The following is a 20,846-nucleotide window of genomic DNA, read 5'->3' as shown; positions in this document are numbered from 1 at the left end:
GTTTTGCCGACCGCCCGTCGTACGGTTTCGTGCCGAGAAGACCCCAGGCATGCGCCATCACCATCGGACGCCGTATGAGCGATACCGCTTTGGGTCGTCTACCTCGACGATGAAGTCGACGTGATCACTGGTCGCATCAACCTTACGAACGCACTTTGTATTCGACCCCGGATTTTTGGCACGATACCAAGTGTGTCCAGTCACCTCCATTGGCTCCTCGCCACGCGGAAAGCGGGTTATGACTCGAATCTTCTTAGCTCTCGCGAGAGTTGCTGCATCGTAGTGAAAGCGCTTCATCTCCTGGAGGTCATCTTCGAAGGTCTGGACAACGCTAATGGTCTCAGATTCTCCTCTATTCAGAGACCGCCCCAGGTATACCCAGCTGTACATGAGGTGATTTTCGTCTTCCCTGGGAGCGGTGAACGCCTTGTGGTCAGGATTTAGCGATTCGAGGGGCCCGATACGCCCAGGACCTGCTTGGCCCGTCCACTGGAGCCGCATTTCGAAGATGCGAAGATTATTCCTCCGGGCGGTTAGATGCACGATCCTTGTCCGCGTGTAGCGATGATAGTTGTCCTTGCGTTCGACGAGCAGAGTGGTTTCTAGACTGTCGACGACAAAACGACAGGGCTCGTAGTATCGCGTGACCCACAGCCAAATAGCACCGAAGGTGACGGTCACCACGGCGGCTACTATCAGCGCTAGCCTAAAATCTGCAAGGAAGCCCCACGCGGCGAGCCCAATGCCGATGACGTAGAGGACTGCTTTTATGGAGGCGACAGTGTCTCTTAGCGTCCTGAATACACCCGCAAGCCGTGTCATACGTGGCCGCCTCTGCTGCGATCCTTCGCCCACCCCGACAGGAGTGCCCGCAAGTGTAGTGAGCCATGACCTAGCGCGTCTAGCCGTGTGCGGAGCGTAGTTTCACGGGGTCGCTTCGGCTGGTAGGGAAGCGTTTGCGTCGACTGAATGGCACGCCTTCACCATGCATGAAGGTTCGCGAGTTCGATATTGAAGCTTGTCGCCGCTCTCTCGAAGGAGCCTCGGATTTTGCCCCCAGCCGCCGTATGCAAGTGGGTGCAGGAAGCGGCTACGTAGTGGGCCAACTCCAGCCATGTTCGACCGCTCCCACCGGCTGATGGGTTAGTAGCAACACGGCAAATTCCGCGGCTACTTTGCCGGGACGGCCCCGGCGGAGTCGCCGACGCCCTAACGTTCACCCGTGGCAACAGACGAAGCAGTACCGGCTCCCGCCGAGACGAGCAGCCCGGAGGTAGCCCCCTTCAATACGAGGGAACGCGTTGGCGCGGGGATAGTGGGGGCCCTCCTTGGTGGGGCGGGAGCCGTGTCCGTCTTCATGACCGAGAACCAGGCGGGGAGTGTCGCCCTCATCGCCGTGGGCGGCGCGTTCCTACTCACGGCCGTCAATGGCTCGCCGCTGATGAAGGCGAAGTTCAATGACTATGAGGTCGAGCTCGGCCGACGGCGGCGGGCAGACGTTCTCGCTCAAGCGGTTGACTCTCCCCCCGACCAGGCCAGGCAAGCTCTGGCCGTACTCGAAGCGGCGGACCCCAACGCTGCCAGAGACCCGGCCGTGGCATCGGCGAACGCCTACGTCTACGAGCGATTGATTATGGAGAAGATCCGCTCATTCGCGGTCGGGGCGGAGGTTCGAGCCGAGAGCCGAGCCGCCGGCACTCCGCTCGATGCGCTACTGGAGTACCCCGACGGCCGGATCGCGGTTGAGGTCAAGTACATGCGTGAGGGCCGCCCGCTCACCCTGCGACAACTCCGGGACCATACGTACATGCTGTTGGCCGTCCCCACGCTGAACGCCCTACTGATCGTGACCTCGGGTCAACTGCCCAGGGAAGTTGATCGCCAGGTTGCAGAGCTTGAAGCCGCAGTCGGGAAGCCAGTACGGCTCGTCAGATGGTCCGATGAGCAGGACGACGCCGCGCTCACAGCAGCTCTCGCTGATCTCCGCGCGGTTATAGCCGGGCACTAACACGGTCTGCCATAGACGCGATGGGGGACGCCTACCATGTAGGCCAATGCCTACTGTTCGGCAGGCGTGGAGTCCTCGTCATTGTCGATCACCCCTAGGACAAGGTTGGCCTCAAAGCTGAGGTCCGCTCCATCGGGTTGCTCGACTACCAAGAACATTGATCCGTCGGGAGCCGAGTGGATGACCATCTTTACGGTGGAGCCTTCATGGCTGAACTCAGCGCTTGCACCTTCGATCAGTGGGCCATCGTCACCGAGGTACTCAAAGCGAGCGATGGGTACATTCCGCTCGTCCACCCGAAAGTCGGCCACAATAACAACCTCGGTGATGGGTACCGTGTCGTCCGTGATCGGGATAGCGAACCATTGACCCGGGTCGCTGGGAAGCAGGTGGACCGTACCGCGCTTCGTCTCGCCTGGGCGTAGTGAACTCAGTAGGTCCGACTGGGGTGCCGCTCGCCAGACATCCAGGACGGACGCTGGCGTGCCATCGCTTGTCTTCACGAGAATCAGTGCATCGGACGCCGCTCCCGAGACGATGCTCAGCGCCTCTGAATTCGCTTCCGTGGACACGGAGTCGGGGATGATGATCTGGGCACTCTTCATCTCCATGAGGTTGTTGACTCTCGCAGTCACGACTGCGACACCAAGCCAGTCCCACACCGACGCTCTATCTACTTCCCCTATGGTTCGCAGCTCGATCCCCTTGGCTTGCGCCTGCGCGCGAGCGTGAGAGGTGAACCCGCTCCGCGATACGGCGACTGCCTTATTGGCTCCTACCTCCTCTTGCTTGCCCGCGATTGCATCGATCCACTCGACAGTCTGCGGGTCACTCCGGTCCCGGCATTCCATGATCACGAGGATGTTGGCTGAACCAACACGCGTTCGCAAGGACACGTCGACTTCCCGCAGCCCGCCCCCGGTCTTTCCCCTGATGCGATCCGGCGACTTGATCTCGACGAGACTATCGGACAGTAGGGTTTCGAGCGTTGCCACCAGCTCTTCCAGAGCCCGCCCAGCTTTAGCCATCAAGGCACCTCCTCAAGCACCCTCCGACACTACGCGCTGTAGTGCCGACGGCGGCTCATTCCCTCGGCCACCGTGGCAATGATGAACTCGGGCGATTGCTGCGTCTGTGGAGCGGCGTACTTCGGATCGTCGTGAACGGCGCGGTCATGTTGCACCCCCGATCTCCAGCAAATCGAAGTCAGTTGGGCCGTCTTGGCGTACTAGCGCGAGCTCTCAACCGGGATGAGGGTGTCGCGAGTGCCGTGGACGATGTGGGCGTGAGCACGGCGAGCTCGTGCACGACTCGATGCCGCTGAAGGTGGAAGACCTCGGTGAGGCGTAGCCGCCCCGGCTTGAAAGGAGCCGTATTCTCACTCGCGCGGATTGTGCTGCTCGAAATATTCTGCCTCTTCCAGCAGAGCCCGCCCGATGTTGCCCCCTACGTCACGGCTGGCGTTAGCCCAGACGATACAGGAGCTGTTGGCCGCTGTGGCAACGGTAATGCGGCCAAGGCCCGGAGTACTATTGACCCGGGATGCCGCAGTGTACTGATGTCCTTCTAGTGACCACCGCAAATATATCATGGTGTATGGATACTCGACGTAATCGAATACGTCAATTTCGGCTCGCACCTCCCGTGAGAGCTCGGGCAGCTTGCGGATGCCGATGGTTTTGAATAGCTCCTTGAGCTGTTGGCGTAGAACCTTCTCTGTTGTCACCAAGTTTTGTTGATGGATCTCGGCAGCTTTGGCGGCAGCCTTCTCTTTCTCGGCTAATGCCTGTCGTTTGAGTCGATCATTCATGCTCATGGCGATCTTCACTCCTCCGGTAGAAGCTGGCGCCGTGATTGTCTCATATGCCCGTTGTACTTGGGTAGGGTCGCGCAACGGCGTCATCCGCAAGGACTGGGTGGATCATGTCGCACAATGGATGTTAGGCGACCCTCGACCGTGGCCGAACAGTAGCCGTACGTGGAGCTCGCGTTTTCCTTGACGGTCCTTAACGGATGTGGCGTGACCGGGTGCGGTTTGGCATCGTTAGGCCATGCCTCGGCAGACGCGTCAAGAGGCAATTATTTAGTGGTTGACGGTTCGGGGAAATAGTTCAAAATAAAAAGGCACCATAATCGGCATCTATCCCCTCAGGAAGGGGCAATAATGGCACGGCGTGTAATAACGGTTGACGACCTCGACCAAAAGAGTGAGTCCGCCGAAAACATCGTCTGGGGACTCGACGGCGAGTGGTACGAGATTGACCTCTCCGAGGCCAACGCCGCCAGGCTACGCGGGCTCCTCGAACCGTATCTGGCGGCTTCGCGTCCCACCAAGGCACCGCGGGCGCGGGCCAGTAACGGCGATGACTCGCAGGCCATTCGTGATTGGGCTGCCACCCAGCGCATCCCCATGAACGACAAGGGGCCGATTCCGGCCGACATCCGCCGGCAGTACGAAGCGGCAAAGGCAGCTGTCCCCGCTGCCGCTGCCCCGGCGGCTCCCGCTCCTGCGAGCGGGAGCGCTATCCCCAGGTAGGTCGTCTTCTCGGCCTGGCCGTGGGTTCCGGATACTCGGAACCCACGGCCTTTTTGCGCATGACGAAGGCCCGCCCAAACCGGAGTAGTCTCCGGCCCGGACGGGCCATGCTCTCTTAGCGTCAGAGCAGACGTCGGTACTTCAGGGCCTAGCCGACCGCGATGCGCGAAGCGGTGGCAGGATCGGTTTCCTGAACCCACGCCCCAATCGCGTCGGTAGCGAACACCGCCGAGTCACCCCGCTTGAACAGCTGGGTACCGTTGGTGCCCGCCGCGATGGCGGTAGCGTTCCCGCCGTCCGTCTCCTGTACCCACGCTCCACCGATGGTGTTGGTGGTGAAGACGGCGGAGTCGCCGCGAATGAACATCTGAGTGTTGCCACCCACGGCGATGGCGGCAGCGTTGCCAGGGGTTGTCTCCTGGACCCAGCCGCCGTTGCCGATGCCGTTCTTGGCGAACACGGCACCATCCCCTCGGATGAACATCTGGACGCCGGTATTGCTCACCGCAATGGCAGTGGCGTTGCCGGGATCCGTTTCCTGTACCCAGCCGCCGTTGCCGATACTGCTCTTGGCGAACACGGCGGAGTCACCACGGATGAACATCTGGGTGTTGCCACCGACCGCGATGGCAGCGGCATTACCCGGTCCCGCCTCTTGCGTCCAGCCACCGTTGCCGATGGTGTTCTTCGCATAGATGGCGTTGTCGCCGGTCCGCATCATCTGCACGCCAGTTGAGCTGGCGGCGATGAGGTTGGCCGTACCCGGATCGGTCTCTTGCACCCATCCACCGTTGCCGATGGAGCTCTTGGCAAAGACCGCCGAGTCACCCCGGATGAACATCTGGGTGTTACCACCCACGGCGATGGCGGAGGCGTTGCCGGGTCCCACTTCCTGGGTCCAGCCACCGTTGCCGACGGAGTTCTTGGCGTAGATGGAGCTGTCGGCGGCGATGAGCATCTGCGTGGCATTGCTCGCCGGGATGGTTTGCGCCGCAGTAGCGGGCTGAAGGTACTGGCTCGCCATAATCAGCGACGGAGAGATGGTGTCGGCCAGGCCAGACGCACGCTCGTTGCTGCATGGTTCGAACCATGTCCTCATGTCCTGCGGAGTAGCAGGTGAGGTTATCGCCTGAAAGTTCAGTGTCGCCGCGAACTGGAGCTCGCGAGATACAAAGGCGAAAACACTGCCCGGCGGAATGGTGACGCCCATGCACATATCGTGCTGAAGCGCGGACTGCGCTATAGCCGATATATTGCAGTCTGCGACCGCGCAGCCCAACTGGGTTGCAGCCCAGGCAGTCAGGACGGACTTGTAGGGCAGTGAGGCAAGTACGGCTACATCTATTTCAAGCAGACCAGCGCCTGAAAGGACCCCAACTACGCCCGAGGCTATGCCGAATTCCCTGGAGACTTCCTTCCACGTGGCATCGCGGCCGTAGCGAATTTCGATTCCGTTCGGACCGATGTAGTGCAACACCGAATGGTCGGTGTTGTACGTCGGTACGCCGCTTGCATCCGCCGGAAGTCCGGCGCCAACCATCTGGTTGTAGATGCACGTGGAGTCGCACAGTGCGTCGGCATGAGCCGATTCGACCGTTGGCGCCACCATGAGCAGACTCAGTAAAGCTGCCATGATGTACTTGATGAAACGACGGTCCATAGACGCCCCCAGAGTGTGCGGAATACAAGGGAGGTTCCCTCGGGTGGGGATTATGGGCTCTTATTATTGCTTCGTCAAGGGTTTTATGTAATCTTCTTGATCTGTAGTGATCGTTGGCGCATGAGATGTACAGGCAGCATTATGCTAAATCCGACGGCTAGCCAGATGAACTCATTGAATCACCTTTGGTCGATCCAGAATCCAAGGAGTGATATCATCAGCAAGAGCATGTCTAAAACAATGTGCGTCTTAGTGTGGGAGCTTTTCATCTGGTAACGATGCTTAAAGTAATCTTCGCGTAGGGAGAAGGAGGAAAAGACGAATAACATCGGATAACATATGTCTGTTCTACCGAAAATCGCCCCGACTATAAGGATGGCAAGCCAAGACCGCGACAGTATCTGAAGATGGCGCGGCATCGGTTCTGAATTGTGAGTTTGGCCTTGTTCCATAGATGTCGCTATATTAACACGAATTCGGCAATTCTCTCTATTTCGCAGCCATTCCAAGCGTGCGCTGTCGATCCAAAGCGCCTCGTTGCCACCGCCTTACCACCCACTCGGCCCGTCCTGCCGGACAGTAGAGGCATGGAACCCACGACACCTCACCACGTCGAAGCCACCCGGTACGCGGGTGACGCTTCTGTCCGACACTGACATTGCGGCATGGGTACAGCGCTCCCGCTTGGACCAGGGACTACCCGAGACAGTGACGGACGCCGACACGATTACGGCCCTGGCCAACCTCGTCGGCATCGCACGCGATACGGAAGAGGCTCGCCAGGGCCGGTATGAAGCGTGGAGCGTTACACCTTCCACGTGATCTCTATGTACTCCGGATTGAACTTGTAGCCGCGCCACATCCCGCGCCCGGACGTGGCGGGGTGGATGGTGATCCGCTCGACGACGAGCCGGATCACGTTCTGGCGCCAGGCCAACCCCGCCGTTGCCCAGGCTTCGCGCAACGTCTGATCGGCCCGAACGAGCGCCAGCGTTGAGGCATCTTGGTACTCACTCAGCGCCTCCCGCGCTTCTTCCATGGCGGCTTCCGCAATGCCCTTGGCTTGGGCGAACTGCTCGCGGTTGAGGAGGCCGGTGGCGTAGTCGGTAACGAGCGCCCCCAGCTTGGCTTTGCGGCGCTCGAACTCCGTGACCAGGGCCCGTACCGTCTTCTCATCCTGGGGCGGAGCCAGCATCACGGCGACGTGCGGGTTGTCGAAGACGTGCAGTACTGCTTCTGTCACCAGGAGCTCAAGCGGTTCAGCGGCGCGGTACACCTTGCCGCATCCCACGATGCCGCCGAGGTTGTCGGTTGCCTGGCAGCGATACCGCCGTTGGGCCGCCCGATCTGCCTCGGCCGTTCGGCCGCCGCCCACCATCTTGCCGCCGCATCGGCCGCAGTTGGCCGGGCCCGTCAGGAGGTAGCTGCGGGCGGGACCGCCTTTCTTCCGCCCGTGCGTGGTGGCGGTGAGTTTGCGCGCGGCCATCTGTTCATGCTGCCCATGCGTCAGGATGGCGGGCCATGCAGCGGGGTACTCCGCACCGTTGTACTCACGGATGCCGATGTACCGCCTCTTCAGCAGGATGCGGGAGAGGTTTTCGGTCCGCCACTGCTTGCCTTGGGCGCTCGGTACACCCCGCGCGTTGAGGTCGCGCACAATGCCGGCAATAGTCTCGCCGCTGATGTACCGCGTAGCACACTCCCGGATGATGGCAACCTCGACCGGGCGAAGCGTCACCCCGTCCGCTTCGTAGCCGTAGGGTCGCTTGCCGCCGTGGTTTTTGCCGTTCTGAGCGTTCTTCTTCTGCTTGCGCTTGACCCGCTTGGAGATGCGCGCCGCTTCAAGCATGGCGTTGTTCACGGCGTTGATAGCCGCGTGTACGCCCTCCTCGGTGGAGAGGTCGTAACTGATGCCGTCGGTGGTCTGGATCCGCCGAAGGGCGGTCGTCTCCGCCATGCGAATGAGCGTCAGCAGCTCTTCGAGCCGCCGGTACAGGCGCGGCATCTCCGTGATGAGGATGATGTGCACGCGCCCCAGCTGGATGGCCGACAGCAGGGCGTCATACCGGGGGCGCGGCTTCTTTGAGTACTTCGATGCGCCAATGTCGTTGTCGTCGTAGGTACCGACGAGGGGCCAGCCGTTGGCGGTGGCGTAGTCCTGGCACTCCGCAATCTGGATGCGGACGTTTTCACTCTCACCGCTGCGGTCTTCACTGAGGCGCGCATAGATGGCGGTGTTGAGGAAAAGTACGGGTACTTCGGCTAGTAGGGTCGGCATGGGTGGACTCCCTATTGTACTGATTCGGGAGCGTTCGCCTATCCGATCATTCCGGCGCAAATGCCGTGATTGCCCCCTCCGTTGGGCCTTGCACCGGCTGTGATCTGTTCCCGCTGGCGGGGTGGATTGGCTATACGTGGCGAAGCCGATGGAGTCCGCGCAGGCGGGCGACAACGTGGCGCTGCTGCTGCGCGGGGTGCAGCGGGACGTCGTGCGGCGCGGCCACATCGTGGCGGCGCCGGGCAGCGTGACGCAGAGCACGCGCTTCACCGCGCGGGTGTACGTGGTGCCGGCCGCCGAGGGCGGGCGCCGTACCCCGGTCTCCACCGGCTACCGGCCGCAGTTCTACATCCGCACTGCGGACGTGGTCGGGGACGTGGACCTCGGCGTCGCCGGGATCGCGCTGCCCGGTGACACCGCCGAGATGACGGTGGAGCTGGGCAGGCCCGTACCGCTCGAGGTCGGGCTCGGCTTCGCGATCCGCGAGGGCGGCCGGACGGTCGGCGCGGGGACCGTCACCGCCATTGACGGCTGACCGGTAACGGTCACCGGGGTCGTCCCGATCCGTGTCCCCCGCACCATCCGGTGCGGGGGACACGGCCCGTCGTCTGTTCGTCGCGCGACGCACACGGCACACTGCTCATCACACCTGTTCCCGGGAGCGCATCGGCCGCGGCCCGTGGCGAGAGGAACCTGGGCATGAAGGGCACAGCGCTGGTACTGGGCAGCGGCGGACTGACCGGCGTCGGGTGGGAGATCGGCATGATCGCCGGCCTCGCGGAGGCCGGGGTGGACCTCGGCACGGCCGACCTGGTGGTCGGCACCTCCGCCGGATCCATCGTCGGGGCGCAGCTCACCTCCGGCCGGCTCGGCGTCGAGGAGCTCTACGAGCGCCAACTCGTCGACCCGCGCGGGGAGGCCGTCGCCCGGATAAGCCGCCGGCTCATCTCCCGGTACGTCTGGGCCGCGGCGCGCTCGCACGACGTGCAGGGCTATCTCCTGCGCATGGGCCACATCGCGCGTACCGCGCGCACCGCCCCCGAGGCGGAGCGGCGGGCCGCCATCGCCGGGCGGCTGGTGTCGCACGACTGGCCGGAACGGCGGCTGCTGGTCACCGCGGTCGACGCGGAGAACGGCGAGTTCACCGTCTTCGACAGCGCCGCGGGCATCGGGGTCGTCGACGCGGTGAGCGCGAGCTGCGCCGTACCCGGCGTCTGGCCGCCGATCACCGCGGGAGGGCGGCGCTGGATCGACGGCGGCGTGCGGTCCAGCGCCAACGCCGACCTCGCGGCGGGCTACGAGCGGGTCGTCGTCCTCGCGCCGGTGGCCCGTGGCGGCGGCCCGGTCCCGGCGCCCCGGACGCAGACCGCCGAGCTGACGGCCGCCGGCGCCCAGGTGGTGCTGATCACTCCTGATCAGGCGGCACGGACCGCGTTCGGACGCAACGTGCTCGATCCGGCGCGGCGGGCCGGCGCCGCGCGGGCCGGCCGCGCCCAGAGCGCCGCGCACGCCGAGCAGGTCCGCGCCGTGTGGTGCGGCTGACCTGTCCGGCTTGGGACAATGACGCGGTGGATCCAGAACCGATACCGGTGACCCGTGCCGTGGACTTCGGCACCGCCAAGCTGCTGCCCGATGTGGACCGGGCGCGGGCCTGGCTGCTCACCGTTGACGGTGCGCCCCAGTCGTACGTGGACCTCGACGACCCGGTGTACCTGGAGTTCGAGTACGTGCGGCGGCTCGCCCACGCCGTGGACGCGGTCTTCGACGAGGGCCGGCCGCTGGACGTGGTGCACCTCGGCGGAGGTGCGCTGACCCTGCCGCGCCGGCTGTCCGTGACCCGCCCCGGATCGCGGCAGGACGTGGTGGAGGCCGACCGGGGGCTCGTGGCGCTGGTGTCGGAACACCTGCCGATGGACGATCCGGCGGTCGTCGTGCACACCGACGACGCGCGCGGCTGGCTGGAGCGGGCGCTGCCGGACAGTGCGGACGTCCTGGTGGCGGACGTGTTCGGCGGCTCGCGGGTGCCGGCGCATCTGACGTCGGTGGAGTTCCTGCGGTCGGCCGCGTCCGTGGTGCGTGCGGAGGGCGGCCTGTATCTGGCCAACCTCGCCGATGCCGCGCCGTTCGCGTTCCTCGGCTCGCAGATCGCCACCGTGCGCGAGGTCTTCGAGCACTTCTGTGTGATCGCGGAGCCGGGGATGCTGCGCGGCCGGCGCTTCGGCAACGCGGTGCTGCTCGGTTCGCACGGCCCGCTCCCGCTGGACCGGCTCGCCCGGCTGGCGGCGGCCGACGCGTTTCCGGCCCGGGTGGTCGACGGGAAGGCCCTCGCCCGGCTCGCGGCCGGGGCGTCCCCGGTCTACGACGCCACGGCGGTGCCGTCGCCCGAGCCGCCGGACGGCGCCTTCACCGTCGGCTGAGCCGGCCCGGCGCCCTCTTCCGCCGCCGTCCCGTGGACCGCGGCGGGCTCGCGGCGGGTCAGCCGGCGGACCTCGGGCAGCAGGAGCACCGCGGCGGTGAGCAGGACGACGAGCCCGGAACAGCCCCACAGGGCGGTGGACCGGCCGACCGCGTTCATGACCGGTCCTGCCAGTGCGGTGGCGACCGGGATCATCGCGACCGAGCCGAACCAGTCGTACGAGGAGACCCGCGACAGTTTGTCGCCGGGGATCTCCTGGTGCAGGGCGAGCATCCAGCCGACCGCGAAGACCTCGACCGCCACGCCGGTGACGAACATCAGCGCCGCCAGCCCGGCGGCGGGCACCACCAGGGCCAGGGCGGCGGGCGGCAACGCCATCGGGAAGATGCTGAGCGTGCCGGCCAGCAGCATGCGGCGCGGCTTCCAGCGCATCATCAGCACACCGCCGCTCACCGTGCCCGCGCCGAACGCCGCCAGCGCCAGGCCCCAGGGGCCGGCGCCACCCAGCCGTTCGTCGGAGACGAGCGGTCCGTAGACCGCCTCGGAGGCGGTGAAGACGGCGTTGACGACGGAGAACTGCAGAACGATGCCCCACAGCCAGCGCCGTGAGGCGAACTCCCGCCAGCCGTCGCGCAGATCGCGCAGCATGCCCCCGCCGGCCTCGGTGCGCAGGTTCGCGGTACCGGTGAGGAACGAGCGCAGCGCCGCCGCGACCGCGAAGGCCGCCGCGTCGACGGCGAGGACCCAGCCGGGGCCGATGGCGGCGACCAGGGCGCCGCCGAGCGCCGCGCCGCCGATGTTCGCGCCGTTCATGCCCACCCGGAAGACCGAGAACGCCTTGTTGGCGTGGGCCGGGTCGACGGTCGCCAGCAGCATGCCCTCGGAGGCGGGGGCGAAGAACGCGTGCGCGGTACCGCCGACCGCGGTGAGCGCGGCCATCTGCCACAGCTGCGCGTGCCCCGAGATGATCAGGGCGGCGAAGACCGCCTGGGAGGCGGAGTTGAGCACGTTCGCCGCGACCATCACCTGGTTGCGGGGCAGCCGGTCGGCCAGCGCTCCGCCGATGAGCAGGAAGACCACCAGCGGGAGGGTGCGGGCCGCGGCCACCAGGCCGACGTCGGTGGCGCTCCCGCCGGACTCGATGACCGCGAAGGCGGCCGCTATCAGGGCCCCGGAGTTGCCGAGGCTGGTGATGATGGACGCCGCGGTCAGCAGCCGGAAGTCCCGCCCGGCCCAGGCGGGCAGTCGGGGCGGGCGGCCGGGGGACCGGAGTGCGGCGTCGGGAGTCACCCGGCGACTATCGCGGCCCGTCCGCCGCGGTGCCACCGGATTTCGGCGGTGGGCACCCGTCCGGCCCACCGCCGTCGGCGGTCACTTCTTCTTCAGCTCGCGGATGCTGCCCATGATGGTGGTGATGGTCGCGTCCGGCAGCCCGTCGGTGACGCCCGCGCCGCGGTCGGCGTACAGCACCCACACGGTCAGGGCCTTGGTGGAGTCCACCCAGGCGACCGTGTAGACGACACCGTCGGACGTGCACTTGTTCTTCTTGGGCACGTTCTTCGCGGTGGCGGAGGAGGAGAAGCCCGTGATGCCGTGCGAGTTGCTGAACGGTTTGGCGGCCGTCTTGGCGACGGTGACCTTGCCGTCCTCCTGGTATCCCCAGTACGCCCACGACTCGGCTTGGACCTCGGCGGCCTCCTGGACGCTCTTGGCGCCGTTGGCGCCCTTGGTCCCGACCGCGGCGCGCTCGTCCTTGTCGCACCAGTTCTCTTTGTAGAAGGCGGGCGCGCCCATGGTGACGGCGGGCTTGCCCTTGTCCTCGAAGCCGATGAGGGTGCCCTCGCTGGCCAGCGTCCAGTTCGCCGGCACGTCGAAGGCGACGTTGCGCTCGGTGCGCCGGACGACCTGCCAGCCCGGGACCACGGGCTTGATCTCGACGGCGTTCGGATCGCCGCGCGAGTCGTCGCCGGTCCCGCCGGTGCCCGCCGCCGTGGTGTTCGAGGCGGAGGGGGTGGGGGTCGGCTTGGCGCTCTGCGAGACGCTCGGGCCGGCGCTCGGGTCGGCGACGTCGGCCTTCTTGTCGTCCCCCGACAGGTAGACGCCGCCGATGACCACGGCCGCGATCACCGCCACGGCGGCCACGATCGACACGGCGATCGTCATGTTCTTGCGGTTGCCGGGCTGCGGGCCGCCGGGGCCGGGGCCGCCGGGCATGGTGGGCGGTCCCCACTGCGGCGGCGGGCCGGGCGGCTGTCCGGGCTGCTGGTACTGCCCCTGCTGCGGCTGTTGCTGCGGTGGCTGCTGCGGGTAGCCGTAGCCGGGTGTCTGGTACGGGGACGGCGTCTGGTAGGGCGACGGCGCCTGGTACGGCGGTTGCTGGTTCGGGTCCTGCGGGTACTGCCCCTGTGGGTTCTGCTGTGGGTACTGCTGTCCCCCGGGCTGCTGCTCTCCTGGCCACATGGCCAGAAACACTAGGGGTGAGGGCTTCCGGTTCCACGCCGCCCCTCATTACTGGTCAGTAATTTATGCTGACGGCCCCACGGATGCCCTGGGCAGGGTTACTACTCGCTGGTAACATCCAGGCATGTCCGAGACCCTGCCTTCGACCGGCGAACTGCTTGCGGCCACTGTGCCCATGGTCCGCACCCTGAACCTGCAGTTCGGGGAGACCAGCGCGGAGCGTGCCGTCGTCACGCTGCCCGACCAGCCCGACTTCCACAACCACGTCGGCGGCCCGCACGCCGGCGCCATGTTCACCCTGGCCGAGTCCGCCAGCGGTGCGATCGTCCTGAGCGCCTTCGGCGACCAGCTCTCCCGCGCCGTGCCGCTCGCGGTCCGCGCGGAGATCGCGTACGCGAAGCTCGCGATGGGCCCGGTCACGGCCACCGCGGAGCTCGGCCGCCCCGTCGCGGACGTCGTCGCCGAACTCGACGCGGGCGAGCGCCCGGAGTTCCCCGTCCGCGTCACGATCCGCCGCGAGGACGGCGCGGTCACCGGCGAGATGAGCATCATCTGGACGCTGCGCCTCAACCGCTGATCCACTCCGGGCGGCCAGGTCCGCCGCACGTCTCCTCAGGGCGCGGCCGGTTCATCCGGCCGCGCCCTTTGTGCGTCATCCGGGCCGCCGACGGACGCCGGGTGGGTCTTGTCACCCCTCACCGACCACTGCTGATCGAACAAAGATTCGATCTGTGGTTTATGGTGAAGAGGCAGGTCCGAGGGTCGGACCGGGGGCAGGGGGCACATGAGCGGCAGGAGGCGTGTATGTCGTTTACGCACCTCCACACCGCGAGCGGTTTCTCCCTCCGCTACGGGGCCAGCCACCCCGGGGCCCTCGCCGAGCGGGCCGCGTGGCACGCCATGGACGCCCTCGCGCTGACCGACCGGGACACCGTCTCGGGCCTCGTGCGGTTCGCGGCGGCATGCACCGCGGGCGGTGTGCGCCCGGTCTTCGGCGTGGACCTCGCCGTCGAACCCGCCCCTCCCGTTTCCGTCCTCGGCCCGGCTCCCGGGACCGCCCCCGCCCGGCGGCGCACCCCGGTGCGCGGTGGCGCGTACATCGACGAGTCGGCGCCCCGGATCGTCCTGCTGGCGCGGGACGCGGCCGGCTGGGCCGCGCTGTGCCGGCTGGTCAGCGCCGCCCATGCGGGCGGCGACCGCCCGCTGCTGCGCTGGGCGGACCTGGAACGGCAGTCGGCCGACGGTCTGACGGTGCTGCTGGGACCGGCCTCCGAGCCGGTACGGGCGCTGTCCGCGGGCCGCCCGGACATCGCGGAGCGACTGCTCGCACCGTGGCGCGAGCGGTTCGGCGAGGACCTGCGGCTGGAAGCGGTGGACCACGGGATCCCCGGTGCGGGACCGGGCTCCCTGCGGCTCGCCGCGCACACGGTGGGGCTGGCCGACCGGCTGGGCATCCCCGCCGTCGTCACCAACGCGGTCCGCTACGCGGATCCCGCGCAGCACCGGGTGGCCGACGTGCTGGACGCGGCCCGGCTGCTGCGGCCGATCGACCGCCGCCGGCTGGACTCCGGACAGCGCTGGCTGAAGAGCCCGCAGGACATGGCGCGGGCCGCGGAACGGATCGCCGGGGCCGCCGGGCGCGGGCGCGGTGGCGCCGCCCGGCTCCTGGCGGCGACGCGGGAGACGGCGGACGCGTGCCGGATCGACCCGAAGGCCGATCTGGGCATGGGCAGGCCGCACTTCCCGGAACCCGAACTGGCCGGGGCGACCGCGGCCACCGCCGGCCGGGTGCTGCGCGAGCGCGCCGAAGCCGGTCTGGCCCGGCGCGGCCTGGAGCACGCGCCGGACGCCCGGCGCCGGCTGGACGCGGAACTGACGATCATCGGCAAGCTCGGTTTCGAGACGTACTTCCTCACCGTCGCCTCCGTGGTCTCCGACGCCCGGGACCTGGGGATCCGGGTCGCGGCCCGCGGCAGCGGCGCCGGGTCGATGGTCAACTACGCGCTGGGCATCTCCAACGTCGACCCGCTCGAACACCATCTGGTCTTCGAACGGTTCATGTCGCTGCGCCGCCACTCCCTGCCGGACATCGACCTCGACACCGAGTCGGCCCGCCGGCTCGACGTCTACCGCGCGGTGATCGGCCGCTTCGGCCCCGCGCGGATCGCGACCGTCGCGATGCCGGAGACGTACCGCGCCCGGCACGCGATCCGGGACACCGGGGCCGCGCTGTCCCTGCCGCCCTGGGAGATCGACCGGCTGGCGAAGTCGTTTCCGCACATCCGGGCCCGCGATGTGCGGGGGGCGCTGGCCGAACTGCCGGAACTGCGGGAGGTCGCCGCCCACGCGGACCGGTACGGCCCGCTGTGGGAGCTGGTCGAGGCGCTGGACGGGCTGCCGCGCGGGGTGGCGATGCACCCGTGCGGCGTCCTGCTGTCGAACGCGTCCCTGCTGGACCGCACCCCGGTGATGCCGACCAGCGGTGAGGCGTTCCCGATGAGCCAGTTCGACAAGGAGGACGTCGAGGCGATGGGCCTGCTGAAGCTCGACATCCTCGGCGTGCGCATGTGGTCGGCGATGGCGCACGCCACCGCCGAGATCCGGCGGGCCACCGGCCGGGACATCGACCTGGAGGACCGCGCCCAGGTGCCGCCGGACGACCCGGCGGCGTTCGAGCTGATCCGCGCCTCGGACACCCTCGGCATGTTCCAGCTGGAATCGCCCGGCCAGCGCGACCTGCTGGCCAGGCTGCAGCCGACCACCGTCGACGACATCGTCGCCGACATCAGCCTGTTCCGTCCCGGACCGGTCGCCGGGGGCATGCCGGAGCAGTACATCGCCGCGCGGCACAGCACCCGGCCGCCGCGGTATCCGCACCGGGACCTGGAGCCGGTGCTCCGGGACACCTTCGGGGTGACGATCTGGCACGAGCAGATCATCGGCATCATCGCCGCGCTGACCCGCTGTGAGCCCGACCTGGCGGAGGAGGCGCGGCGCTGTCTGGCCGACCCCGTCCGGCGGCCGAAGGTGCGGAAGTGGTTCCACCGCGAAGCGGCGGCGCACGGCTACGCGCCGGCGGTGCTGGCCGAGGTCTGGGGGATCCTGGAGGCGTTCGGCGCCTACGGTTTCGCGCGCGCCCACGCCGCCGCGTTCGCCGTTCCTGCGCTGCAGTCGGCGTGGCTGAAGGCGCACTTCGCGGCGGCGCTCTACGCCGGGCTGCTGGAACACGATCCGGGGATGTGGCCGAAGCGGGTGATCCTGGCGGACGCGCGCCGGCACGGTGTGCCGATCCTGCCGCTGGACGTGAACGCGTCGCGCTCCGCCTATGTAATCGAACTGGAGTCTGATAAGTGGGGGTTGCGGCTCGCCCTCTCCGAAGTGCGCGGCATGTCGGAGGCCGAGGCCGGACGGATCGAGGCCGGGCAGCCCTACTCCTCGCCGGCGGACCTGTGGGAGCGGGCGAGGCCGTCCCGTCCGGTGCTGGAACGCCTCGTCCAGGTGGGAGCGCTCGACCCGCTGGCCGCCGGGCTCACCCGCCGCGACCTGCTGCTCCAGGTCTCCGAACTGCACCGGCAGGGGCGCGCCGCCGTACCCGGCGGACAACTCGCGCTCGCCGCGCAGGAGTCCGCGGTCCCGGCCGGCCTGCCCGACATGAACGCCGGTGAGCGGACCGGCGCCGAACTGGAGGTGCTGGGCATGGACACCACCCAGCATCTGATGGAGCATCACCACGCGCTGCTGGAGGAACTGGACACGACGCCGGCCCGGCGGCTGCACGAGGTGCGGCACGGCGAGACCGTGCTCGTCGCGGGCATCAGGGCCTCCACCCAGACACCGCCGATCGCGTCCGGGAAACGGATCATCTTCGTGACGCTCGACGACGGGTCGGGCCTCGTGGACCTGGCGTTCTTCGAGGACAGCCACCAGCAGGCCGCGCACACGGTGTTCCACTCCGGCCTGCTGCTGGTCCGCGGCACCCTCCAGCGGCGGGGGAAACGCGCCTTCAGCGTCGTCGGCTCCGCCGCCTGGGACCTCGCGGAACTCGCCGACCTGCACCAGGACGGCGGCCTCGCGGCGGTCGCCGCCCGTCTCGCGGAGCCGGCGGCCGGACCAGTGGCCGATTCGACGGCTGATGCGGCCGCCGGGTCGACCGCGGACCCGGGCGCACGCCCCGGCGCGGACGCGGCCGATCCGGTCGGCGGCCGGCGCATCCGGCACGAGACGGGCGCCGAGCTGCACCCCTGGGCCGACCTCCAGCCGCCCGGCGACCGCACCGCCCCCAGCAGAAAGCTGTGGCACTCCAGCCAGGGGAGCGCAGGATGAGCCGCCACCCAGCCGGCCGGGCCGCTCACCCGGTCGATAGGGGAGCCGGTCCGGTGCCGCACATCCTCTATGTCCACCTCCACGCGCCCGCCGGCTCCGTGCCGCCCGAGGACGTCTACGAGATGCTCCTCGACCTGCTCCGCGGCATCACCCCGGTCGTCCAGGCGCTGCCACCCGACGCGGCCCTCGCCGACGTCCGCAGCGCGCTGCGGTACTTCGACCGGGACGCCGCCGGCCTCGCCCAGCTCATCCGGGTGCGGGCCCTGGCCCTGCACGGCGTCGACTCCACGATCGGCGTCGGGCCCAACCCGCTGCTGGCCCGGATGGCCGCCGCGGACGGCCCCGCCTGCGCGGTCCGGGTGCTGAGCGGTGACGGGCCGGCCGTCGAGGACTTCCTGCGGAACAAGCCGGCCGCCGCGCTGGACGGCATCGGACCCGCCTCCGCGAAAACCCTGGCCGGCTACGGGCTGGACACCGTCGGACGCATCGCCGCCACCCCGCTGGGCACCCTGCAGCGCGCACTGGGCGCGACCGCCGGCCGGCGGCTGTACGACAGGGCCCGCGGTATCGACCCGACGCCGGTCGTCCGGGGCGCCCCCGCCCGTTCCATCGGCGGTGAACGGCGCTTCGGACAGGACGAGCTGGATCCGGAGCGGCACCGCCGGGCGCTGCTGTCGCTCACCGAGGAACTCGGCGCCCGGCTGCGCACCGAGCGCCAGGCGGCCCGCTCCCTGACCCTCACCGTCCGCTACGCCGACCGTTCGACGACGACCCGCACCCGGACCCTGCACGAGTCGTCGGGGCACAGCGCGGTGCTGCGGACCACCGCCTACCAGCTCTACGACGCGCTCGGCCTGCAGCGGGCCCGGGTCCGCACCCTTTCGCTGCGCGCCGACGGCCTGCTGGCGGAGGAGCTGACCGCCCGGCAGCTGAGCCTGGAACCGGGCGACGACAAGTCCCGGCTGATCGAGGCCGCCGCCGACCGCGCCCGCGCCCGCTTCGGCCCCGCCGCCGTCCGGCCCGCCGGTACCGCGCACCGGGCGCCCCGTCGCGCATGATGGAGGGATGGACATTCGTGACGAGCGGGCGGTGGGCCGCCTGGGGGCATGGGCCGGGGACGAACTGATCGGCCGGATCAACTATTTCGTGCTGGAGGACGACGGGACCGGTGGCGGGAGCGCACTGGTCGCCGTGCACACGGTGGTCGAGCCGGGGCACCAGGGGGAGGGCATCGCGGGCGCGCTCGCCGGGGCGCTGTACGAGCTGGCCGCCGCGGAGGGCCGGGCCGTCGTACCGCTGTGCCCGTACGTGGCGGCCTGGTCCGTCAAGCACTCCGACCTGGCCCCGGAGCCGGATCCCGCGCTGGCGGCCCGCGCGCAGGAGCGGCTCCTGGCCGATCCCGACCTGTGGTGAGAGGGGCCGGGGGAGCGGTCCGCCGGCCGCACTGCCGTGCGGAGCGGTTCGGTTAGGCTTCACTGACGTGGGCCGCGGCGCACGGTCCGGATGGTGTCCAGGGGAGGACTCGGCAGTGCACGTGCAGGAATGGATCGAGACGATTCCGCCGCTCGCCGTCTACCTGGTGGTGGGGCTGGTCATCGGGATCGAGAGCCTGGGCATCCCGCTGCCCGGCGAGATCGTCCTCGTCACCGCGTCACTGATGGCCTCGCAGGGCACGATCAACCCGTGGATCGTCGGTGCCTGCGCCATCGCGGGCGCGGTGATCGGTGACTCCATCGGCTATTCGATCGGCCGCAAGGGTGGCAAACCGCTGCTGGACAAGCTCGGCCGGAAGTTCCCCAAGCACTTCTCGCCCGGCCATGTCGCCACCGCCGAGCGGTCGTTCGAGCGCTGGGGCATGTGGGCGGTCTTCGTCGGCCGCTTCGTCGCGCTGCTGCGGATCTTCGCGGGCCCGCTGGCGGGCGTCCTGAAGATGCCGTACTGGAAGTTCTTCATCGCGAACGCCCTCGGCGGCATCGTCTGGGCGGGCGGCACCACCGCCGTCATCTACAACGTCGGCGTGGTGGCGGAACCGTGGATCAAGCGGTTCGGCTACTTCGGTCTGGCGGCGGCCGTGCTGTTCGGGATCGCCTCGTTCCTCTTCGTCCAGCGGCGTGCCAAGGCCCACACACCGGATGAGACGCCGGAGGCGGACGCATCGGCGACGCCGGGAACGCCGGTGGAAGGCACGGCCGAAGCCGTGGTGGCCCCCACCGGCGAGTGACCTCGCGAAGGGCCCGGCGGACCGGGCACGGGGCCGCTCAGGCCCCGTCGGCCGGTTCCCCGGCCGGCTCTTCAGTGGCCGGTTCGAAGGCCGCCCGGTGGGCGCGGGACAGCTCGACATAACCCGCGGCGTTGAGCAGCACCGACTCCCGCTCCTCCGCGGTCAGCTCACGCCGCACCTTGGCCGGCACCCCGGCCACCAGTGACCCCGGCGGTACGCGCATCCCCTGCGGTACGAGCGCGGCCGCGGCGACCAGCGAACCGGTCCCGATGTGCGCGCCGTTCAGGACCGTGGCGCCCATGCCGATCAGTACGTCGTCCTCGACGGTGCAGCCGTGCAGCACCGCGTTGTGACCCACCGAGACCCGCTCGCCGACCACGACGGGGAACCCGGGGTCCGCGTGCACCGAGCAGTTGTCCTGGATGTTGCTGTCGGCGCCGATGCTGATCGACTCGCAGTCGCCGCGCAGGACCGCGTGGTACCAGGCGCTGGAGCCGGCCGCCATCGTGACGTCGCCGACGACGACCGAGGTGGGCGCGGTGAACGCCGCCGGATCCACCTGGGGCTTGCGCCCCGCCACATCGGCAATCAGTGCCTGCTCCGCCATGGAATCCACCCTCGCATCCGCGCATCCGCGCCTTCGCTGTCGAGCAGCACGGTATATGACGGGCCGGTCCCGGCGACGGGTCGGTAGGTGCATACGGCATCGAAGCGGGGCAGGGACTGTTTTCGGTCAGAGGTGCGATTCCTGGCGCGTTGCCGGTGATCGTCCGGCCCCGGCCGTGCGGGGGCTGTCCGATCCTCTTGTCGCGGGGCCCCAACGTGCATAGTTCATCCCGAGGTTGCCCGGATCCGACGGAAGATTTGCTGATTTAGTGGAGGTAGTGCAAAAGATTCGACCGAAAGTGTTCTTTGCGCTTTGACTGTTAACGGCGTTTGCGGTG

General features: G+C 68.2%; 17 protein-coding genes and 1 pseudogene. 10 read left to right on the top strand and 8 right to left on the bottom strand.

Annotated elements, in window-relative coordinates; all coding sequences use genetic code 11:
- Window positions 1-57 precede the first annotated feature (57 nt).
- On the bottom strand, window positions 58-822 hold the full coding sequence (locus LNW72_RS06125; RefSeq protein ID WP_250974436.1) for a hypothetical protein: 765 nt from the start codon (window positions 820-822) through the stop codon (window positions 58-60).
- A gap of 400 nt (window positions 823-1,222) precedes the next feature.
- Between LNW72_RS06125 and LNW72_RS06120 the strand changes: the two genes are divergently transcribed.
- Window positions 1,223-2,008 (top strand): hypothetical protein, encoded by a 786-nt coding sequence (locus LNW72_RS06120; RefSeq protein WP_250974435.1) that lies wholly within the window; start codon window positions 1,223-1,225, stop codon window positions 2,006-2,008.
- A gap of 50 nt (window positions 2,009-2,058) precedes the next feature.
- Here LNW72_RS06120 and LNW72_RS06115 read toward each other — a convergent pair whose 3' ends face one another.
- Both LNW72_RS06115 and LNW72_RS06110 read right to left on the bottom strand, forming a co-directional pair.
- Complete coding sequence (locus LNW72_RS06115; protein WP_250974434.1) at window positions 2,059-3,036, bottom strand: restriction endonuclease; 978 nt, start codon at window positions 3,034-3,036, stop codon at window positions 2,059-2,061.
- A 350-nt stretch (window positions 3,037-3,386) separates the two neighbouring features.
- Window positions 3,387-3,824, bottom strand: coding sequence for a hypothetical protein (locus LNW72_RS06110; RefSeq protein WP_250974433.1), 438 nt, complete (start codon window positions 3,822-3,824; stop codon window positions 3,387-3,389).
- Between the two features lie 348 nt (window positions 3,825-4,172).
- On the opposite strand from LNW72_RS06110, the gene LNW72_RS06105 reads away from it, so the two are divergent.
- Window positions 4,173-4,544 (top strand): Lsr2 family protein, encoded by a 372-nt coding sequence (locus tag LNW72_RS06105; protein ID WP_250974432.1) that lies wholly within the window; start codon window positions 4,173-4,175, stop codon window positions 4,542-4,544.
- Between the two features lie 148 nt (window positions 4,545-4,692).
- Here LNW72_RS06105 and LNW72_RS06100 read toward each other — a convergent pair whose 3' ends face one another.
- Together LNW72_RS06100 and LNW72_RS06095 are read right to left on the bottom strand one after the other, a co-directional pair.
- Window positions 4,693-6,204, bottom strand: coding sequence for a hypothetical protein (locus tag LNW72_RS06100; RefSeq protein WP_250974431.1), 1,512 nt, complete (start codon window positions 6,202-6,204; stop codon window positions 4,693-4,695).
- 805 nt (window positions 6,205-7,009) lie between these two features.
- Window positions 7,010-8,482, bottom strand: a complete 1,473-nt coding sequence (locus LNW72_RS06095; RefSeq protein WP_250974430.1) for a recombinase family protein — start codon at window positions 8,480-8,482, stop codon at window positions 7,010-7,012.
- 142 nt (window positions 8,483-8,624) lie between these two features.
- On the opposite strand from LNW72_RS06095, the pseudogene LNW72_RS06090 reads away from it, so the two are divergent.
- The 3 genes and pseudogenes from LNW72_RS06090 to LNW72_RS06080 all read left to right on the top strand — a co-directional run.
- Window positions 8,625-9,017, top strand: a pseudogene (locus tag LNW72_RS06090) (elongation factor Tu); the annotation flags it as partial.
- Between the two features lie 164 nt (window positions 9,018-9,181).
- Window positions 9,182-10,024 carry a patatin-like phospholipase family protein gene (locus LNW72_RS06085; RefSeq protein WP_250974429.1) on the top strand — a complete coding sequence of 281 codons (843 nt, stop codon included), beginning with the start codon at window positions 9,182-9,184 and terminating at the stop codon, window positions 10,022-10,024.
- Window positions 10,025-10,050: 26 nt separating this feature from the next.
- Window positions 10,051-10,899, top strand: coding sequence for a fused MFS/spermidine synthase (locus LNW72_RS06080; RefSeq protein WP_250974428.1), 849 nt, complete (start codon window positions 10,051-10,053; stop codon window positions 10,897-10,899).
- Here LNW72_RS06080 and LNW72_RS06075 read toward each other — a convergent pair.
- On the bottom strand, window positions 10,839-12,188 hold the full coding sequence (locus LNW72_RS06075) for an MFS transporter (RefSeq protein ID WP_250974427.1): 1,350 nt from the start codon (window positions 12,186-12,188) through the stop codon (window positions 10,839-10,841). The genes LNW72_RS06080 and LNW72_RS06075 overlap by 61 nt on opposite strands.
- An 81-nt stretch (window positions 12,189-12,269) precedes the next feature.
- Window positions 12,270-13,358, bottom strand: coding sequence for a hypothetical protein (locus tag LNW72_RS06070; RefSeq protein WP_250974426.1), 1,089 nt, complete (start codon window positions 13,356-13,358; stop codon window positions 12,270-12,272).
- A gap of 124 nt (window positions 13,359-13,482) precedes the next feature.
- Between LNW72_RS06070 and LNW72_RS06065 the strand changes: the two genes are divergently transcribed.
- The 5 genes from LNW72_RS06065 (at window position 13,483) to LNW72_RS06045 (ending at window position 19,902) form a co-directional block, all read left to right on the top strand.
- Window positions 13,483-13,935, top strand: coding sequence for a DUF4442 domain-containing protein (locus tag LNW72_RS06065; RefSeq protein ID WP_138355457.1), 453 nt, complete (start codon window positions 13,483-13,485; stop codon window positions 13,933-13,935).
- Between the two features lie 227 nt (window positions 13,936-14,162).
- Entirely contained in the window at window positions 14,163-17,681 is a 3,519-nt protein-coding gene (locus tag LNW72_RS06060) for a DNA polymerase III subunit alpha (protein WP_250974425.1), read from the top strand.
- Window positions 17,678-18,739 (top strand): hypothetical protein, encoded by a 1,062-nt coding sequence (locus LNW72_RS06055; protein WP_285369328.1) that lies wholly within the window; start codon window positions 17,678-17,680, stop codon window positions 18,737-18,739. Before LNW72_RS06060 ends, LNW72_RS06055 begins: the two co-directional genes overlap by 4 nt.
- Window positions 18,740-18,746: 7 nt before the next feature.
- Window positions 18,747-19,094, top strand: a complete 348-nt coding sequence (locus LNW72_RS06050; RefSeq protein WP_250974423.1) for a GNAT family N-acetyltransferase — start codon at window positions 18,747-18,749, stop codon at window positions 19,092-19,094.
- Window positions 19,095-19,209: 115 nt separating this feature from the next.
- The gene (locus LNW72_RS06045) at window positions 19,210-19,902 is read left to right on the top strand and encodes a DedA family protein (protein WP_250974422.1); all 693 of its coding nucleotides are present in this window, start codon (window positions 19,210-19,212) and stop codon (window positions 19,900-19,902) included.
- A gap of 37 nt (window positions 19,903-19,939) precedes the next feature.
- Here the strand turns inward: LNW72_RS06045 and LNW72_RS06040 are convergent, their stop codons facing one another.
- The gene (locus LNW72_RS06040) at window positions 19,940-20,509 is read right to left on the bottom strand and encodes a gamma carbonic anhydrase family protein (RefSeq protein ID WP_250974421.1); all 570 of its coding nucleotides are present in this window, start codon (window positions 20,507-20,509) and stop codon (window positions 19,940-19,942) included.
- Between the last annotated feature and the right edge of the window lie 337 nt (window positions 20,510-20,846).

The sequence above is a fragment of the Streptomyces sp. RKAG293 genome (assembly GCF_023701745.1).
Classification (GTDB): Bacteria; Actinomycetota; Actinomycetes; order Streptomycetales; family Streptomycetaceae; genus Actinacidiphila.
The sequence above is the reverse complement of the archived record's forward strand: the minus strand, read 5'-3'. Positions and strand labels throughout refer to the sequence as shown.

Excerpts from the sequence above, each read along its gene's own strand:
- LNW72_RS06060 (WP_250974425.1), top strand. The coding sequence starts at position 14,163 with ATGTCGTTTACGCACCTCCACACCGCGAGCGGTTTCTCCCTCCGCTAC.
- LNW72_RS06070 (WP_250974426.1), bottom strand. The coding sequence starts at position 13,358 with ATGTGGCCAGGAGAGCAGCAGCCCGGGGGACAGCAGTACCCACAGCAG.
- LNW72_RS06105 (WP_250974432.1), top strand. The coding sequence starts at position 4,173 with ATGGCACGGCGTGTAATAACGGTTGACGACCTCGACCAAAAGAGTGAG.
- LNW72_RS06065 (WP_138355457.1), top strand. The coding sequence starts at position 13,483 with ATGTCCGAGACCCTGCCTTCGACCGGCGAACTGCTTGCGGCCACTGTG.
- LNW72_RS06055 (WP_285369328.1), top strand. The coding sequence starts at position 17,678 with ATGAGCCGCCACCCAGCCGGCCGGGCCGCTCACCCGGTCGATAGGGGA.
- LNW72_RS06050 (WP_250974423.1), top strand. The coding sequence starts at position 18,747 with ATGGACATTCGTGACGAGCGGGCGGTGGGCCGCCTGGGGGCATGGGCC.
- LNW72_RS06095 (WP_250974430.1), bottom strand. The coding sequence starts at position 8,482 with ATGCCGACCCTACTAGCCGAAGTACCCGTACTTTTCCTCAACACCGCC.
- LNW72_RS06110 (WP_250974433.1), bottom strand. The coding sequence starts at position 3,824 with ATGAGCATGAATGATCGACTCAAACGACAGGCATTAGCCGAGAAAGAG.
- LNW72_RS06100 (WP_250974431.1), bottom strand. The coding sequence starts at position 6,204 with ATGGACCGTCGTTTCATCAAGTACATCATGGCAGCTTTACTGAGTCTG.
- LNW72_RS06125 (WP_250974436.1), bottom strand. The coding sequence starts at position 822 with ATGACACGGCTTGCGGGTGTATTCAGGACGCTAAGAGACACTGTCGCC.
- LNW72_RS06040 (WP_250974421.1), bottom strand. The coding sequence starts at position 20,509 with ATGGCGGAGCAGGCACTGATTGCCGATGTGGCGGGGCGCAAGCCCCAG.
- LNW72_RS06115 (WP_250974434.1), bottom strand. The coding sequence starts at position 3,036 with ATGGCTAAAGCTGGGCGGGCTCTGGAAGAGCTGGTGGCAACGCTCGAA.
- LNW72_RS06085 (WP_250974429.1), top strand. The coding sequence starts at position 9,182 with ATGAAGGGCACAGCGCTGGTACTGGGCAGCGGCGGACTGACCGGCGTC.